The sequence below is a fragment of the Flavonifractor sp. An112 genome (genome assembly GCF_002161085.1).
GTDB classification, from domain to species: domain Bacteria; phylum Bacillota; class Clostridia; order Oscillospirales; family Oscillospiraceae; genus Flavonifractor; species Flavonifractor avicola.
Map to the genome: position 1 here is coordinate 207,052 of NZ_NFLU01000002.1, position 15,959 is coordinate 223,010.

At 59.9% G+C, this 15,959-nt stretch carries 12 protein-coding genes and 2 riboswitches; of the genes, 2 read left to right on the forward strand and 10 right to left on the reverse strand.

All coding sequences use genetic code 11. The features are described from left to right. Nucleotides 1–47: 47 nt before the first annotated feature. Genes B5E56_RS02560 through prfB form a run of 3 tightly spaced genes read right to left on the reverse strand, consistent with a single transcriptional unit; the run spans nucleotide 48 to nucleotide 3,856 of the window. Nucleotides 48–1,580 carry an O-antigen ligase family protein gene (locus tag B5E56_RS02560; RefSeq protein ID WP_087388351.1) on the reverse strand — a complete coding sequence of 511 codons (1,533 nt, stop codon included), beginning with the start codon at nucleotides 1,578–1,580 and terminating at the stop codon, nucleotides 48–50. A 20-nt stretch (nucleotides 1,581–1,600) separates the two neighbouring features. After that, nucleotides 1,601–2,707, reverse strand: a complete 1,107-nt coding sequence (locus B5E56_RS02565; protein ID WP_087388353.1) for a glycosyltransferase family 4 protein — start codon at nucleotides 2,705–2,707, stop codon at nucleotides 1,601–1,603. A 27-nt stretch (nucleotides 2,708–2,734) separates the two neighbouring features. Continuing rightward, a complete protein-coding gene (prfB, locus tag B5E56_RS02570) occupies nucleotides 2,735–3,856 on the reverse strand; it encodes a peptide chain release factor 2 (RefSeq protein ID WP_087266901.1) in 1,122 nt (373 codons plus the stop codon). 406 nt (nucleotides 3,857–4,262) lie between these two features. After that, nucleotides 4,263–4,350: riboswitch (glycine riboswitch) on the forward strand. Further along, nucleotides 4,351–4,443, forward strand: a riboswitch (glycine riboswitch). 116 nt (nucleotides 4,444–4,559) lie between these two features. Here prfB and B5E56_RS02575 point away from each other — a divergent pair. Beyond that, a complete protein-coding gene (locus B5E56_RS02575; RefSeq protein ID WP_087388355.1) occupies nucleotides 4,560–5,927 on the forward strand; it encodes an alanine/glycine:cation symporter family protein in 1,368 nt (455 codons plus the stop codon). Between the two features lie 43 nt (nucleotides 5,928–5,970). Here the strand turns inward: B5E56_RS02575 and B5E56_RS02580 are convergent, their stop codons facing one another. The 7 genes from B5E56_RS02580 to B5E56_RS02610 all read right to left on the reverse strand — a co-directional run bounded on the left by B5E56_RS02580 (nucleotide 5,971) and on the right by B5E56_RS02610 (nucleotide 14,582). Next, nucleotides 5,971–6,696, reverse strand: a complete 726-nt coding sequence (locus tag B5E56_RS02580) for a peptidoglycan DD-metalloendopeptidase family protein (RefSeq protein WP_087266907.1) — start codon at nucleotides 6,694–6,696, stop codon at nucleotides 5,971–5,973. A gap of 144 nt (nucleotides 6,697–6,840) precedes the next feature. Further along, nucleotides 6,841–8,730: an S-layer homology domain-containing protein gene (locus tag B5E56_RS02585; protein WP_087388357.1), complete on the reverse strand. Its 1,890-nt coding sequence runs from the start codon at nucleotides 8,728–8,730 to the stop codon at nucleotides 6,841–6,843. Nucleotides 8,731–8,818: 88 nt separating this feature from the next. Further along, complete coding sequence (locus B5E56_RS02590) at nucleotides 8,819–10,051, reverse strand: ABC transporter permease (RefSeq protein WP_087388359.1); 1,233 nt, start codon at nucleotides 10,049–10,051, stop codon at nucleotides 8,819–8,821. Continuing rightward, nucleotides 10,048–10,803, reverse strand: a complete 756-nt coding sequence (locus tag B5E56_RS02595) for an ABC transporter ATP-binding protein (RefSeq protein WP_087187688.1) — start codon at nucleotides 10,801–10,803, stop codon at nucleotides 10,048–10,050. The genes B5E56_RS02590 and B5E56_RS02595 overlap by 4 nt, the downstream gene beginning before the upstream one ends. 3 nt (nucleotides 10,804–10,806) lie before the next feature. Further along, complete coding sequence (locus B5E56_RS02600) at nucleotides 10,807–12,471, reverse strand: efflux RND transporter periplasmic adaptor subunit (RefSeq protein WP_087388360.1); 1,665 nt, start codon at nucleotides 12,469–12,471, stop codon at nucleotides 10,807–10,809. Nucleotides 12,472–12,486: 15 nt separating this feature from the next. Next, on the reverse strand, nucleotides 12,487–13,113 hold the full coding sequence (locus B5E56_RS02605) for a TetR/AcrR family transcriptional regulator (protein WP_087388361.1): 627 nt from the start codon (nucleotides 13,111–13,113) through the stop codon (nucleotides 12,487–12,489). 272 nt (nucleotides 13,114–13,385) lie between these two features. Then, nucleotides 13,386–14,582 carry an acetate/propionate family kinase gene (locus B5E56_RS02610; protein ID WP_087388363.1) on the reverse strand — a complete coding sequence of 399 codons (1,197 nt, stop codon included), beginning with the start codon at nucleotides 14,580–14,582 and terminating at the stop codon, nucleotides 13,386–13,388. Between the two features lie 171 nt (nucleotides 14,583–14,753). Between B5E56_RS02610 and B5E56_RS02615 the strand changes: the two genes are divergently transcribed. Then, nucleotides 14,754–15,920, forward strand: a complete 1,167-nt coding sequence (locus B5E56_RS02615) for a tRNA(Met) cytidine acetate ligase (RefSeq protein ID WP_087388365.1) — start codon at nucleotides 14,754–14,756, stop codon at nucleotides 15,918–15,920. The last annotated feature ends 39 nt before the right edge of the window (nucleotides 15,921–15,959 follow it).

Genomic DNA, 15,959 nt, shown 5'->3' on the forward strand with positions numbered 1-15,959 from the left:
TAAAAAAAGCGTCTGCCGAGGCAGACGCTTTTTTGTGCTTCTATTCGTTATGCCTTTTTCTGTTGCTGTCTGACCAACTTGACGCAGGCAGCGATGACGCCGAAGAGGAACCAGTAGGTGAACATATTGCGGGGGTAGAACCAGGTATACTCCGCCACACTCACCACCAGGATGCCGCAGAAGGCGCCCAGGGCTGCCGCCAGCATCCGCTTGGTGCGCTTATCCAGAGCAGCCCGGAAGGCCTTCACGCCGCTCTTAAGCTGGTAGAGCAGCAGGGCCAGGAAGGAGATTACGCCCCAGATACCGGTCTCCGCCCACATCTGCAAATAGTTGTTGTGGGTGTGGATGGGATAGGTGCCGTCAAAGTTGGTGGGATAAGTCTGGAACACCTCTTTCATCACATCGGTACCCAATCCTATACCCTTGACCCAGTGGTCCCGCATCAGGTTGCTGGTAGTGGAGTAGATCTCGAAGCGGTACTGGGTGGAGCTGTCCTCGGTGTTGGTGATGGTGAGGATCCGGTTGTAGATGGTCTCCGGCAGGAAGGGGATGGCCACCAGTCCGGCCACAATGAACAGGGGCACCCACCGCCAGTCGATGAGGGCCAGGAACACCACCACCGCCAGGGCCAGCCCGATCCAGCAGGAGCGGCCATAGGTAAGGCCGATGGCCACCACGCCCACGCACAGGGCGAGCAGGGAGAGTGTCTTGCCCCGCCAGTGGGAGTTGAGGAAGAGGGCCAGCTCCAGAGGCAACAGCATGACCAGCTGCTCGGCGAAGTTGTTGGGGTTGTCAAAGACGGAATAGACCCGGCCGGGCATACCGGCGTTGACGGTCATATCCTGCTGGGAGGCCACCACCTCCACGCCGATATATCCCTGGTAGCAGCCGTAAATGGAGGCGATGGAGATACCCAGCACCGCCAGGGCCACCATCAGCTGGAGCTGCTCATACTTCCGCACGGAACTTACCACCAGCAGCACCAACAGGAAGGCTGTAATGTGGAAGGCAAAGAAGCGCATAGACAGGCGGGTAGAGATAGACCCGGCCAGAGCAATGCAGATAAAGGCCATATAGAGGCTCATATAGGGCCCCAGCGTATCCAGCTCCAGCCGATCCTTGGCCCGGGAGGCGCTGCCGATGATGAACAGGCCGGTGACCGCAACCGCGCCCAGCAGGCCATAGGTGTTGTTCCACATCTCATGGGGGGCCACCAGCATCACCAGCATGAACAGGCCCAGGAAGAAGAATCCGGCTCCGCCCACGGTGCCCAGGAAGCGGCAGAACAGGCTGCCGTCCCATACCGGGCGGCCGATCTTGCAGAGCCACTTACAGATGGCACAGGGGATGTTGATGATAGCGGTGAGCAGCCTGCAGATCAGGCTGTCCGGCCAGGCCTTTGGGATGACTCCCTCCCGCCAGACAAAGCGGAAGAGAATGCTCCCCCGCAGCTGCCGGGTGAACCACCGCTCCAGGCCCGCGCAGGCCCGTCCGGGCAGACTGCCCGCCCAGGCCTGCCTGAGTCCCAGCCAGAAGGCCAGGAAAAAGCGAAGAAACAGGCTGTTTTTTGCGATAGACATCAGGTTTTTACTCCTTGGAATCAGTCGTGAAGGGCTTTTTCGTACACACCGTAGGTAACCTTGGCCATCTTGTGGATCTCGAACTTCTCCTCGATGGTCCGCAGGGCGTTCTCCCGGCAGGCCGCTCTGAAATCCGGGTCCTCCAGGAACCGCTTCATGGCCCCCGCCATGGAGTCGGGGTCGTCATAGGTCACCAGCAGGCCGCAGCCCGCCTCGTCATTTACAATGTCCGAATTGCCGCCCATATCGGTGGCAATCACCGGCAGACCGGCAGCCATAGCCTCGATGATGAGGAAGGACAGTGCCTCATGCTGAGAGGAGTTGACGTACAGATCGGAGCCCTTGTACAGGTTCTTGATATCCTTGCGGAAGCCGATGAACTTCACCTGCTCCTCCAGCCCCAGCTCCTTGACCTGGGCCTTGGAGGGTTCCAGCAGAGGGCCGTCTCCCGCCAGCACCAGGGTAAAGGGCTTGTCCGTCAGCTCCGTCAGCCGCTTCACTGAGTCAATGAGGTACTTATGTCCCTTGTCGTCGGCAAAGCGGGAGGCGCACAGCATGACAAACCGGTCCTCGGGCAGACCCAGTTCGGAACGAAGGGTGGATTCCGAGCGGTCCCCCGCCCAGGCTTCCAGATCCACCGCGTTGAAGATGACCTGGATCCGGTCGGCGCTCCAGCCGTTGGCAATGAGCTGCTCCTTGCCCTTGTTGCACACGGCGATCATCTGGTCCTGCCGCTTATCCATCCAGCGGTTGGACAGCCGGGTGATAAAGTCGTTGGCCAGGACAAAGTGGTTGGTGTACACCACCCGGATTTTTTTGTTGTACTTTTTAGCCAGCAGGGCAGTATAGTGTTCCCGCAGGTAGTGGCAGTGGATAAGATCAATATCCCACTCCCGGCACAGGTCGGCCAGCGCTCTGGCGGCCTGCTTGTCGAACCGGCGACGCATGGTGACCTGGCGGCAGGGGACCCCCATGGCCTCCAGCCGCTCCACCAGCAGCCCGCCCTCGTTATAGGCAAAGAAGGGCTGCACCAGCCCGTCGGCAGAGAGGTACTTCACCAGAGTTTCCACATACCGCTCCGTCCCCGCCTTGCCCGCATAGTTGAGCAGATAGAGTACCTTGCACATGGCAAATTCTCCTTTTCCTTCGGCGGATTATTTCTCCGCCCAGTTGCCGGTAGCCTCCGCCTTCAGATAGGCATTGATAAAGCCATCCAGATCGCCGTCCATCACGCCGTTGACGTTGCTGGTCTCATAGCCGGTGCGGTTATCCTTCACCAGCTGATAGGGCATGAACACATAGGACCGGATCTGGCTGCCCCACTCGATCTTGAGCTGGACACCCTTGATGTCGGAGATCTTCTCGGCGTGCTGCTGCATCTTCAGCTCCACCAGCTTGGCCCGCAGCATCCGCAGACAGGTGTCCTTGTTCTGGAACTGGCTGCGCTCGGTCTGACAGGACACCACAATGCCGGTGGCATGGTGGATCAGTCGGACGGCAGAAGAGGTCTTGTTGATGTGCTGACCGCCGGCGCCGGAGGAACGGAACACCTGCATCTCGTAGTCCTCGGGCCGAATCTCCACGTCGGCGTCCTCGGGCAGGTCGGGCATGACCTCGATGGCGGCAAAGGAGGTCTGCCGCCGGGCGTTGGCGTCAAAGGGGGATACCCGCACCAGCCGGTGCACACCGTGCTCACTGCGCAGGTGACCGTAGGCATTCTCGCCCTCAATGAGGATGGTGGCGCTCTTCAGACCGGCCTCGTCGCCGTCCAAGTAGTCCAGTGTCTTGCAGGTGAAGCCGTGACGCTCGGCCCAGCGGGTGTACATCCGGAAGAGCATCTGGGCCCAGTCCTGGGCCTCAGTACCGCCGGCGCCGGCGTGGAAGGTGAGGATGGCGTTGGAGTTGTCGTACTCGCCGGTGAAGAGGGTGGACAGCTTGGCCTCCTCCATGTCGGCCTGCAGCTTGGCAAAGCCCTCCTCCAGCTCGGGCACCAGGCTCTCGTCCTCCATCTCGTTGCCCAGCTCGCACAGGGTCATCAGGTCCTCCCACTGGCTCTGGCGCTTCTCCTGGCCCTCAATCTTGTCCCGCAGGTTCTTCACCCGCTGCTGCACCTTCTGGGCCTTCTCCAGGTTGTCCCAGAAGCCGTCGGAGGCGGACTCCGACTCCAGCATCTCGGCCTCCCGCCGGGCGGCCTCCAGGCCCAACGCCTGCTCCAGCTCGTCCAGCTCGGGCCGCAGGTTGTTGAGCTTTACCTTATATTCATCAAACTGTAACATAGATCCACTCTCATTTCCGTAAAATAGCCATATTATTATACCCAACGGCAGGGCCGATGTAAAGAGAGGGGCACCAAAAAACCGCCCGAAGGCGGGCGGTTTTTATCGGCTGCTGGCGGACCACGCCGGATCGGTACAGAAGATCAGATCATCTACGTCTCCGCTGGGACCGGTGGACTGAATGGTGTCATCATGCGGGTACTGCTTCATTTGGCTCCCTCCTTCCCGGTGATGTACATATCAGTATATGCCAGATGGCAGGGAGAAGGTGCACGGTTTCTGTCGCAGATTTTCCTCTTTTCCCCATCCTCTTTCGACCGTTTGGAATGGCTTGACAAGTCCCCCATCCCGTGCTATAGTTCTGCATATCAAATCGGATGGACATTCGTCCGCCGCATAGCGACAAAGGAAGTCCACAGGAAAAAGCCGACGGCTTGCCGAAGGAGCAAAACTCTCAGGCGTTTCCCCCGGGAAATGAGGACTGTGGATGGATGTGGCTCTGGAGAAGTCCCCCCAGCGGGGATGCCGAAGGTGCAACGCGCCCCCATGGGGCACGAATCTCTCAGGCAAAAGGACAGAGTGAAGAACAGCGGCATCCGGTTCACCGGATGTCTTTCTGCTTGTATTTCAGGGCCAAACCGCAGTGTGTGTGCGGTTTGGCCCTTTTCTTTGCCGCAATTCCAAGAGACGAGGAGAGAGTACAATGGAATGGATCGAAGGACTGGTGGGCGCGGTCAACACCGTGCTGTGGGACTATGCGCTGCTCTTTTTGCTGGTAGCCACCGGTATTTTCTTTACGGTGCGGCTGGGCTTTATCCAGCTGCGTAAATTCGGCGAAGGAATGCGCCGGCTGTTCGGCGGCTTCTCCATGAAGGGCGCCCGGGCGGGCAAGGAGGGTATGTCCTCCTTCCAGGCTCTGACCACCGCCATTGCCGCCCAGGTGGGCACCGGCAACATCACCGGCTGCGCCACCGCCCTGTATTCCGGCGGCCCCGGCGCCATCTTCTGGATGTGGCTGTCCGCCTTCTTCGGTATGGCCACCATCTATTCCGAGGCGGTGCTGGCCCAGCGGTTCCGTACCACCGATGCCGACGGCCATGTCACCGGCGGCCCCCTGTACTACATCCGGGCAGCCTTCCGGGGCAAGTTCGGCAAGTTCCTGTCCGGCTTCTTTGCCATCGCCATCATCCTGGCCCTTGGCTTTATGGGCAATATGGTCCAGTCCAACTCCATCGGCGACGCCTTCCACACCGCCTTTGGCATTCCCAAACTGGCGGTGGGCGTTGTGGTGGCCGTTATTGCCGCCTTTATCTTCCTGGGCGGTGTGCGGCGCATCGCCTCCTTCACCGAGAAGATCGTCCCCATTATGGCCTTCTTCTACATTGTAGGCTGCATCATCATCCTGTGCATCAACCACGAGACCCTGCTCTCCGCCCTCCGCTCCATCTTTGTGTGCGCCTTTGATCCCCAGGCGGTGTTTGGCGGCGCTCTGGGCCTGAGTGTGCGGGAGGCCATGCGGTACGGCGTGGCCCGGGGCCTGTTCTCCAACGAAGCCGGTATGGGCTCCACCCCTCACGCCCACGCTATGGCCAAGGTGGAAAAGCCCCAGGATCAAGGCATCATTGCCATGATGGGCGTGTTTATCGACACCTTTGTGGTGCTCACCCTGACTGCCCTGGTCATCATCTCCTCCGGTATGCTCCAGCCTGTGAACGGCCCCCTCCAGGGTACCGCCCTGGCCCAGGCCGCCTTCAACGCCGCCTTTGGCTCCTTCGGCAACGCCTTTGTGGCCATCTGTATGCTGTTCTTCGCCTTCTCCACCATCATCGGCTGGTATTTCTTCGGCGAGGTCAATGTGAAGGCCCTGTTCGGCAAGGGGGCCGCCAAACTGTACGCCGTGATCGTGGTGGTCTTTATCGTGGTAGGTTCCACCCTGAAAGTGGATCTGGTCTGGAGTCTGTCCGATATGTTCAACGGCCTGATGGTACTGCCCAACCTGATCGGTCTGCTGGCCCTCAGCGGCCTGGTGGTCAAGATCACCCGTGGCTCCGGGAATCAGCTCCATCGCTGACAATAGAAAGAGCGCGCTGCACTCCGCAGCGCGCTCTTTTCCGTTATCCGTTCAGCAGTTCCATGGGGTCCACGCTCTGGCCCTCCCGCTCCACACTGAAATGCAGATGGCTGGCCAGGGCACTCTCGGCAATGGCGGTGTTCCCCACCGAGCCGATGATATCCCCTACCGTCACCTCATCCCCCACTTCCACTGTGGGAACGGAGGCCAGGTTGGCGCAGGTTGTGGTCAGGTCGCCTCCGTGGTCGATGACCACAGTGGTGCCCAGCATCACATCCTCGGTCACCTCAACCACCACACCGGAGGCGGGAGCCCGGACCTCCGTGCCGGCGGCGGCGGCAATATCCACACCGGCGTGGGTGCGCCAGTCAGCCATGGTCACGTCATAGGCCAGGGTCTCCACGCTGTAGCTGGTGAGCACCTCTCCCTGTACCGGCCAGGTGAGAGAGGTGGGGGCGCTCTTAGGTGTGGGCGTCGGCTGAACGGTGGCCGAGGGCGTGGCAGAGACTACGGCGGGAACCGTAGCGGTAGGCCTGGGGGTTGCGGTCACGGTGGGCTTCACCGGCGTTACAGTAGCAGCCGGTGTGGGGGCAGGGGTCACCGTGATGCTGGCTGTACCGCCTACAGGCTGCTCCTCCTGCTCCCCGGTCAGGGAGGAGAACAGGAACCAGCCGGAAAGCCCGATGGCCGCAAGACAGAGAGCCAGGACGATGTAAAATCCCTTTCCCTCGATAAAGTCGCTGAAACGGTGGTAGAATGATTTTTTCATACTCTTCAGCACCTCCGAGCCTTATTTTGGACAGGCCGGAGAGGGGTTATACACATCGGGCGGAAATTTCTGCATTTCAAATGATAAACCCCGCCCCGCAGAGCATATCTGGCTCTGCGGGGCGGGGCTCTTTTCTTCTGAGGCTTACCGGGCCACGATCACGCGGATCCGGCCACCGGCACTCTCGCTCTTGTCGTACCAGCCGGTGAGGGCATAGTCTCCTTCCGTCACCTTGGACAGGCTGGAGAGCAGATAGTCGCCCTTATCATAGACATAGACCACCACCTGCTCGGAAAGCGCATACTGCCGCCGGTCAGTGCCCACAGCAAAGTTTCCGCTGACACTGACGCTGTCCAGCTTCTGCTCACTCAGGTTGTACAGGCGCTCCACATTGGTATCACTGTCCATCTTGACCTGGCAGGGACCGGTTTTCAGATTGTAGATCTTGGAGTCGGAGCCAAACATCAGCTCCTGACCGCCCACATCATAAGTGTAAGCGGAAGAGATCTGGAAACCGCCGGTGGGCAGGCTTACATTGACCTCATTCACATCGGTAATGATGCCGTACTGGTGCAGATCACCGGTCACATCGTCCAGGATCAGATGGCTGATCTCTCCGGCGCTGTTGAGGGCATAGTAGCGCACCATGCTGCCGGTCAGCTCCACCCCCGCCAAGCGGCTGGGATAGACCCGGATGGGAGTGCGGGATTCATAGGTATCAATGATCTGCACATCATCCGCCAGCACATAGCTGCCCAGCTTGGTGCCATCGGAATTGACCTTGCCGGTCAGCTTGGCGGTGCTCAGCCGCTTCACCTGGACCTGGCTGTCGCCGGTGATAACCTGGACCAGGTCCCCCTCCTCCAGGCTCTTTTCACTGCACTGATAGCGGTAGCTGCTGCCGTCGGTGGCCGCCACCGTCACCGTGCGGGCGGTATAGGTACCGTTGTTTCCGTCGTCATAGGGTAGGTTTTCCACCTTGGTGATCACGCCGTAAATCAGCGCACCCTCGCTGGGCGCCTCACCCAGAGCGGCCACGCCGCCGTTGCGGCCCAGCAGCAGGGTGACCTGATCGCCCACCGCATAGCTGCCCAGGTCGGACAGCGCATAGGCGGCGGAGGTGGTCTCGATGGCATAGGTCTTGCCCGCCACCGTCACCGAAGTAGGTGCGGAAGCGGAGGGGCTGAGGGCCTCCAGTGTACCAGTGGCCTTATCCGAGTAGGCCCACACCGTCCGCATGGACTTGGACCAGTAGAGCACATCCTGCTCCTGAATGCTGCCCAGTGTGGCCGCCTTGCTGTTGCGGTATACCGTGGCAGTGGAGGCATTAAAGGGCAGGGCGTCCTGCCAGTTGGCGGAGGCCACCACCGGCCCCTCCATGGCAGAGTTGATGAGAGCCACCCGGTCCAGCTCACCGGCGGCATTCACCAGATTCAGGGTGGGTTCCAGCACATTCAGGTGGTAGACCCCCGATTTGTTCTTGGTGACCATCAGATTGTAGAACAGGTACAGAGCGTCCCGACGGGTCATATTCTCACTCTGCCCACAGGTCACGCCCTCATCCAGATCCAGGGCCCGGTACTGAGCCATCTGGCCTGCGGGCCAAACGCCGGTAAAGTCGCTGTCGGTATAGCCCAGCAGCCGCAGTACCATGGTGACCCCTTCCGCCAGAGTGATCTTCTGGTCGGGGTTGAAGTTGCCGTACAGATCGCCCTGAACCAGGCCCAGGTCCACAGCGGCTTTCACATAGGGAGCCGCCCAGTGGGTCTGGGGCACGTCCGGATAGGGCTTGACAGCCACCGTATCCCCCACCGTATCCCGGCTGGTGGAGGCCGCCACTGTCATTTTGGTGAATTCCGCCCGGGTAATGGTACGGTCCAGGGCCAGATCACCATTTTGATCTCCTACCATAATGTCCAGCGCAGCCAGTACCTGGGCAGCCTCCGCCTCGGCCGGAGGGGCGGCCAGCGCCCCGGGGGCCAGCCCCAATACCAAAACCAGGGCCAGCAATCCGGATAACAGTCTATGCTTCATCTTTTTTCTCCTTCCCACGGAAACGGGCCTTCGTTACCGTAAGTATATACCCCCTGAAGGCAGGAGGCAAGAGGTTCCTCCCCACCTGTCAATCGTAACGCAGGGCATCAATTGGGTTGAGTTTGGCCGCCTTGTTGGCAGGCAGGTAACCGAACAGGACGCCGATGCCCACCGACACGCCAAAGGACACCAGGATGCCGCTGAGATTGGGAATGGCGGCAAAGCCCTCGGCGTCGCTCATCACCACTCCCACCACCGCGGTAAACAGATTGGCCAGCAGGATACCAAACAGGATACCGATCACGCCGCCGATGGCGGAGGTGGTACCCGCCTCAATGATAAACTGGCTGCGGATATCCCGGCCCTTGGCCCCCAGAGATTTCCGGATGCCGATCTCCCGGGTGCGCTCGGTCACCGATACCAGCATGATATTCATGATGCCGATGCCGCCCACCACCAGGGAAATAGCGGCAATAACCACCAGAATGGTCATGAGCACACCCAGCATGGAGTCCATCATGTCCATCATTTCCGCCGAGGTCATGACCAGATAGGCACTGCTGTCCCCATAGATGCGAAAGAGCATATTCTCAATGACACCCTTGGCGGCGGAGGAGGTATCCTTGTTGGTACTGGTGACCAGGTAGGAGTTGCTGCTCATTCCCATCATGCTGCCGGTAGCGTTGATCTGCTCCACCAGGCCATAGGGCAGATAGATCTGGTCGTCTCCGCTGCCCTCGGTGGAATCCGCCTTCTGGGCCAGCGTGCCGATGACGGTGTAGGGTACGCCTCCTATGGTCAGGGTCTGTCCCAGGCCCTGACCGCCAAACATATCCTCATTGAGGTAGCTGCCAATCACGCACACCTTTTGATTCTTTTCCACATCCACATAGCTGAGGAAGCGGCCTTCCTCCAGCTTGTCACCGGTAGCTGTCTGGCCCTTCTCGCTGTTGTACATGGTTTCGCTGACGCCGTAGACTTTGGTGCGCTCATACTCCTGTGCGCCCTGGCGGACAATGGTGGTAGCGCTGAGGTAGGGACTCACCGAATCGATGTACTGAGGATATTTTTCCGCCAACTCATAGAAGTCCTCCGGCGTGGCCTCCCGGTTTCCGCCGTAGGAGTAGATCCCCACCTGGATCATATTGACACCGATCTGCTCAAACTGGCTGTTCATGTACTGCTGCATCCCGTTGCCCAGGGAAACAATGACGATGACCGCTGCCACGCCGATGATGATACCCAGCATGGTAAGCAGCGCCCGCACCTTACTGGTCATCAGGCTCTTGATGGCCAGCCGGAAGGACTGTCCTATCTTCATAGATTCAGCACCTCCCTGGCTCCGCCGTGTTCCTCCTCCAGATCGGGCTGGACTACAGCTCTGGGATCGTGGGCGTCCCCGTCATAGATGATTCGTCCATCCTGAAGGCGGACGATGCGTTTGGCCCTTACCGCAATGGAATTGTCATGGGTGATGAGGACCACGGTGTCTCCCTCGGCGTTGAGCTTCTGAAGGAAGCCCAACACCTCCCGGCCGGTGCGGGAATCCAGAGCGCCGGTGGGCTCGTCGGCCAGGATCACCGACGGATTTCCCGCCAGAGCGCGGGCAATGGAGACCCGCTGCTGCTGACCACCGGAGAGCTGGCTGGGCAGATTCTTCCGCTTGTCCGCCAGTCCCACCCGTTCCAGCGCCTGAAGGGCCCGCTCCCGGCGCTCGCTGCCGGGCACACCGGCATACAGCAGGGGCAGCTCCACATTTTCCAGCACGTTGAGCTTGGGTATGAGGTTATACTGCTGGAAGATAAAGCCCAGCATCTTGTTGCGGATCTCGGCCTGCTGGTCGTCATCCATGGTGGACACGTCCACCCCACTTAAATGATAGGTACCGGAGGTGGGCACATCCAGGCAGCCGATGATATTCATGGCAGTAGACTTGCCGGAGCCCGACTGGCCCACAATGGCCACAAATTCCCCCTGATCCACCGTCAGGGAGATGCCGTCCAAAGCGTGGACGGTCTCCTCACCCATCTGGTAGATCTTATAGACGTCTTTGAGTTCAATGAGGTGTTCCATGGCTTAACCCATCCCCATCATAGCTTCCATCATATTGGACCCCTGAGGGCTGGGGGCCAGAATCACTTCCCCCTCCTCCAGGCCGTCCACGATCTCGATGTAGTTGTCGTCGTTGCGGCCCAGGGTCACCTGACGCTCTTCTGTGGCAGTGACATCCACTACATTTCCCTTTTCATCCAGGCAGCCCTCTTTGGCCACCAGAACAGTATTCCCCCGTTCCACAGCCTCCACCGGCAGGACGAGCACATTGCCCACCTCTTCCACAATGATTTTGGCAGAGACGTTCATGCCGGGATACAGTTCTTCAGGAGAGCCATCCACCAGAACAGTGACCGGATAGCTGGTGTGTCCGCTGGCGGTGGTGCCGTTGATGTTGATCTTATCCACCACACCGGTGAAGCTCTGCCCGTCTAGAGCATCGGCGGTGATCTCCACCTTCTGGCCCACCTGGATCTGGCTGATGTCCTGTTCGTCAATATCCATCTCAAAGGTGAGCTGGGAGCGGTCATAGATCACGGCGGGATAGGTCACGGTGGTGCCGGAGCTGGACATACCGTTGATGTTGTCTCCCACATCCAGGTTCTTCTCAATGACCTGACCGTCGATGGTGGAGGTGATGGTATAGTCGTCCAGCTTTTCCTGGGCGTTTTTCAGGGAGAGCTGGGCATTTTCCAGGGCGATCCTGGCGTTTTCGATCTGGGTGTCCAGATCCGCCTCGGCGATCACACCGATGACCTGCCCCACACTGACCCGGTCCCCCTCCTTCACATTGAGGACATCCAGGTCACCGGAGGCCTTTGCTGTGATCTGGGCGGAGGCCGCATAGGTAAAGTTGGAGCTGGCCGCGCAGGCCGCGCCGCCGATGGAGGCGGTACCCTGGCTGGTCTCGGACAGCACACCCGGGTTGTTGACCTGAATGGTTACCTGGCGCACCAGAGTGCCGCCCGCTCCCACCTCGTCGGTGGCAGCGATCTCAGTCACTGTACCGGTCAGGGTGGAGCCGGTGCCGTTCACAGTCACCGTGGCGGTCTGTCCCACATAGAAGCCTGCAGCGTCCGCCGCATGGAAGGGTACCTTCAGCTTCATGTGATCCCGGTCCAGCACGTCGGCGATCACAGTACCCACCGTAACGGTGTCCCCCTGCTCCACGTGCAGTTCGGTGATAACGCCGGCGTCTTTGGCGGTGATGTTCCGGTCCTTCTGGTTGTCGCTCTGGGTCTTGAGCAGATCGTCCAGGGTGAGCTGAGCCGAGCGGACATTGAGCTGGAGCTGCTCAATGTTGTTCTCCACATCCTTGGCATCGATGCGGAAGAGCACGTCGCCCTTATGTACCGTCTGGCCCTCCTCAAAGGGAGCCTCCAGAATCTCGCCGCTGACCAGAGTGGTCACGTTGTAGGACTGGATGGGTTCAATGGTACCGGTACCCGACACGGACACCGTCATATCCTGCATGGAGGCCGTGTAGGGCAAATAGGCACTGCTGATGATCTGCTTGCCCGCACCCATACAGCGGGAGAGCAGGAAGGCAATGATCACCACGATCACCACCAGAGCAATCACCCGCTTGACCCACTTGCGCTTCTTTTTGGGCGCCTTAAACTCCGGAAGTTTTTTCTGATCCTCCTTGGGCGCCGCTGTGGTTTCCGATTTTACTTGGGTTGCTTCCATGGTCGTTTCTCCTTTTCATTGCTGTCCCCGGCCGGGCACAGCCTCTTTTGCAGCTACGCCCCGCTGTAAGATCCCCAAAATACGAATCAGCCTGGCTCTGGCCTGCTCCAAGCCGCCGTCCTGCTCTGCCGTCAGCATGGTCCCCGCCACTGCGGAGATCAGCAGGTGAAATAGATCAGGCAGATCAGTCTCGCTGCGCAGATCCAGCCGGGACAGATCAATCTTGTCCCGCAGGCGGTCCACAATGGCGCAGGGCCCCTGCCGGTTGAGGATCAGTCCCGGCTGAAGCCGCTGATTGCGGCGGAGGATGGCCGCCATCTCCCGGAAATCATCGCTGTTCCGGTTGGCCTGCAGATAGTCAAACAGGTCCAGAAAGGCCTGAAACAAATCTCCGCCATCCCGATCCAGCCATTCCTCCACCTGCTCCACCAGCTGCTGTCCATAGGACTCCATCAGATAGCGGAACAGGTCCTCCTTATCGGTAAAGTACATATAGAAGCTGCCCCGTGGGATACCTGCCTCCCGGATCATCCGGTTGATGGAGGCATCTTCGTAGGGCACCCGGACAAATTCCGCCCGGGCCGCTGCCAGCAGCCGCTCCCGCTTTTCTGCCGGCAGATGAAAAAAGGTCGTACTTGGCACAGTGGTTCCCTCCAAACCTGACAACCTGTCGTATTATCTTAATCCGACAAGCTGTCATATGTCAACAGGGCGGGCGCAGAATTCACAATTTGTTCCCAACCGTTCCGTCAGACAGGATAGCAAATCCTTCCCAAATCTTCCATAAAAAAAGATGAAATTTTTCTAAAAGAATGGGGCTAGCCGCAGCAGGATCCTACCGGCTTCCCGTTTTTGATGCAAAAAGGGGCGCTGCATAGCAGCGCCCCTTTGAATGGAACGATATTCTGTTTTCCTTACTTGCCCACGATGGCGGCGGTATCCATGGCGATCATGAGCTCCTCGTCGGTGGGGATGAGCAGCACCTTCACCTTGGAGTCGGCTGCGGAGATCACGGTCTCCTTTCCGCGGACCCTGTTGGCCTCGGCGTCCATCTTCACGCCCATGAACTCCAGGCCGGAAGCGGCAGCCAGACGGGTGTTGGCATCGTTCTCGCCCACGCCGGCGGTGAACACGATAACGTCCACACCACCCATGGCGGCAGCATAGGCACCGATGAGCTTCTTCACGCCATACTGGAAGGCCTCCAGAGCCAGAGCAGCCTGCTTGTTGCCCTCCTCGGCGGCGTTCTCAATGTCGCGGAAGTCGGAGGACACACCGGAGATACCCAGCACGCCGGACTTCTTGTTGAGGATGGTCATCATTTCCTTCATGTCGTAGCCATACTTGTTCATCAGGTACTCCATGATACCGGCGTCCAGATCGCCGGAGCGGGTGCCCATGGGCAGACCGGCCAGGGGGGTGAAGCCCATGGAGGTGTCCACGCTCTTGCCGCAGTCCACAGCGGCCACGGAGGAGCCGTTGCCCAGGTGGCAGGTGATGATCTTCAGCTCCTCAATGGGCTTGCCCAGCATAGCGGCAGCCCGGGCGGAAACGTAGCGGTGAGAGGTGCCGTGGAAGCCGTAGCGGCGGACCTTGTCCTTCTCATAGTACTCGTAGGGCAGAGCATAGATGTAGCTCTTGGCGGGCATGGTCTGATGGAAGGCGGTGTCAAACACGCCCACCATGGGCACGCCGGGCATGACCTTCTGGCAGGCGCGGATGCCGGTGATGTTGGCAGGATTGTGGAGAGGGGCCAGGGGGATGCACTCCTCCAGAGCAGCCATGACCTCGTCGGTGATGAGCACGGAGGAGGCGAACTTCTCGCCGCCGTGCACCACGCGGTGACCCACAGCGTCGATCTCAGAGGCGCTCTTGATCACGCCGTGCTCGCTGGAGAGCAGAGCGTCCAGCACGGCCTGAATGGCCTCGGCATGGGTGGGCATGGGGATCTCGAACTCACACTTGGCGTCCTTGGCGGGGACCTTATGGGTCAGGCGGCCGTCGATGCCGATGCGCTCACACAGGCCCTTGGCCAGCACCTCACGGGTGGCGGGGTCCATGAGCTGATACTTGAGGGAAGAGCTGCCAGCGTTGATGACCAGAACTTTCATGGTTCCATCTCTCCTTACATTTCCTGATAAACTATGGCTTGAGAGCCAGGCGTTCCCGTAGTACAATAACAGAAACATATCAGTTTTATTTTATCCCTTTTTTTCACAAAGAACAACCCACATTTTGACTGAAAGGGAGAGAAATTTTACTCTCGTTCTGGAGGAAAAGCCATGACCGCTGTAGGCATCGTCGCGGAATACAATCCATTCCACCTGGGCCACGCCTGGCACATCGCCCAGACCCGCCGCCTGCTGGAGGAGGACCGGCCGGTGGTGTGCGTCATGAGCGGCCACTGGGTACAGGGGGCGGATTGTGCCGTTACGGACAAATGGACCCGTGCTGGACTGGCTCTGGAGGGGGGCGCCGATCTGGTGCTGGAGCTTCCCACCCCCTGGGCCATGGCCTCAGCAGAGGCCTTTGCCCGGGGAGCGGTGTCGATTCTGGCTGCCACCGGGGTGGTAGATACCCTCTCCTTTGGCAGCGAGTGCGGCAGCGCTGATGAACTGCGCCAGGCAGCGGAGGCTCTGGATGCCCCGGACTTCCCTGCCAGGCTGCGGGCAGCTCTGGGCAAGGGGCTGTCCTTTCCCGCCGCCCGGCAGGAGGCTGCAAATTGTTCCTGCCTGTCCACCCCAAACAACAACCTGGGGGTGGAATACCTGCGGGCCCTCCGCCATCTGTCCGCCTCCATGGAGGTAGTAACGGTACCCCGCCGGGGGGCGGAGCATAACAGCAGCCGGACGGTGGAGGGTTTCGCTTCCGCTACCCAGATCCGGCGACTGCTACGGAGCGGACAGCAAGAGGAAGCCGCTCTGCTGGTGTGCCCCAACGCTCTGGACCGGATGGATACGGTATCCTCCCTGTCCCATATCGAGCGGGCCATTCTGGCCAAACTGCGCACCATGGACGCCTCAGACTGGGCCGCCCTCCCCGACAGCGGCGCGGCAGAAGGCCTGCCGGAACGGCTGGTCCGCGCCGCCCGACAGGCCCTCTCCCTGGATGAATTCTACTCCCTTGCCAAAACCAAGCGCTATACCCACGCCCGACTCCGGCGGCTGGCCCTCTCTACTTTTCTGGGGATGGACGGGAACCGCCCCCCGCTGCCCCCCTATGTGCGGGTGCTGGGGCTCAACAGCCGGGGACAGGCACTTCTGAAGGAGATGAAAAGAACCTGTCCCCTCCCCATTCTGACCAAGCCCGCTCAGGCCAGGGACCTGACCGGTCCGGCCCGCCAGCTCTTTGAGGCGGAAGTCCGATACACCGACCTGTACGGTCTGTGCTTCCCTATACCCAGGCCCTGCGGCTTGGAGTGGACCTCCAGTCCAGTCATCATGAAATAAAAAAGTGTCGCGGGAAATCCCGCGACACTTTTTTACTGC